Source organism: Allobosea sp. CER48 (genome assembly GCF_044752385.1).
Classification (GTDB): domain Bacteria; phylum Pseudomonadota; class Alphaproteobacteria; order Rhizobiales; family Beijerinckiaceae; genus Allobosea.
In genome coordinates this window covers 1-1,520 of sequence record NZ_JBIWYK010000619.1, presented here as the reverse complement: position 1 = coordinate 1,520, position 1,520 = coordinate 1, and the positions used below count along the sequence as shown (strand labels likewise).

General features: G+C 68.8%; 1 protein-coding gene. It reads right to left on the bottom strand.

Features of this window, described 5'->3' with window-relative positions:
• Positions 1 to 41: 41 nt before the first annotated feature.
• Positions 42 to 1,463, bottom strand: a complete 1,422-nt coding sequence (locus tag ACIPIA_RS16055) for a M20 family metallopeptidase (RefSeq protein WP_400510973.1) — start codon at positions 1,461 to 1,463, stop codon at positions 42 to 44.
• Positions 1,464 to 1,520: the final 57 nt, after the last annotated feature.

Below are 1,520 nucleotides of genomic sequence, written 5' to 3'. Positions count from 1 at the left end.
GCCTTGCTCACATGCATCGCGCTTTTCAGCCGGCTGCAGCGTCAATGTGCCGCCATGTCGAGCGGCGGCTCGACATCGTCGGTGATCGGGTTGGCGAAGGGGTTCCTGGCCCGGAAGGCCGCGAACTCGTCCTTGGCCGCCTTGAGCAAGGCCGGGTCGCCCAGCACGTCCGTGGCGACGCCGGCCATGGCCTTGGCCGCCAGCGCCAGGCCCTTGTGCGCGGCGGGCGCGAGGCCCTGTGCGACGAGCTGCCAGGAATGGCCGGGAGTGCCGATGGCGTAGCAGGCGGTGCGGCACTGCACGGTCGGGACGACCCAGCTGACGGTGCCGACATCGGTCGAGCCGACCGAGGTGTCGTTGCCGGCGCCGAGCGGGTAGATCTCGTCGCTCAGCGCCTCGCCGTCCTTCGGCTGGAGGTCGAAGCGGCCATAGGCGGCGGCGATGTCCTGCGCGCTCAGCGTTTTCTGGAACCTGGCGGCGAAAGCATGGTCCTCGGCATCGAAGCCCGGGCCGCCGAGCGCCTCGAGATTGGCCTGCATGGCTTCTTCGAGCGGTCGGTTGCCGATCAGGTTGGCGTCGCCCGAGAGCTGCTTGATCGAGACCGTGGTCTCGCTCATCAGCGCGGCGCCCTCGGCGATCTTCTTTACGCGGGCGACGAGCTCCCACATCTCGCCGAGGGTGGCGGCGCGGATGAGCTGGCGCGTCGTCGCCGTGGCCTGAACCACGTTGGGCGCGATGCCGCCGGCATTGATGATGGCGTAGTGGACGCGCGCCGTCGAAGGCATGTGCTCGCGCATGTAGTTAACGCCGATATGCATCAGTTCGACGGCGTCGAGCGCCGAGCGGCCGAGATGGGGTGCCGCCGCGGCATGCGAAGCGCGGCCGCTGAAGGTGAACTCGATCTCGACGCAGGCGAGCGAGAAGGGCCGGTTGACGCCGTTGAACGAAGCCGGATGCCAGCACAGCGCGATATCGACATCGTCGAAGGCTCCGGCCCGGACCATGAAGCCTTTGGCCGAGCCGCCTTCCTCGGCCGGGCAGCCATAATAGCGCACGCGGCCCTTGAGGCCGTTGGCGGCGAGGTAGTCCTTCACGGCGGCGGCGGCGAGCAGCGAGGCGGAGCCAAGCATGTTGTGGCCGCAGCCATGGCCGTTGCCGCCCTTCTCGATCGGCGTCTCGGTGGCGACGCCGGCTTCCTGGCTCAGGCCCGGCAGAGCGTCATACTCGCCCATGATCGCGATGACCGGGCCGCCCTCGCCAGCCTCGCCCACAACTGCGGTAGGCAGGCCGGCGACGCCGGTGGTGACGCGGAAGCCCTCGCGCTCCAGCATGGCTCCGTGCTCGGCGGCGGAGCGCACCTCCTGGTAGTTCAGCTCGGGAACATGCCAGACGCGGTCGGAAAGCTCGAAATAGGCCGGGGCCTTTTCGTCGACGCGCCGCCAGACGTCCTTGCTGTTGCTCATGGGAAATCTCCTCCTGCGCCGGGCCTGCTGCCCAAATTCGCGGCAGCTTCTGGCATG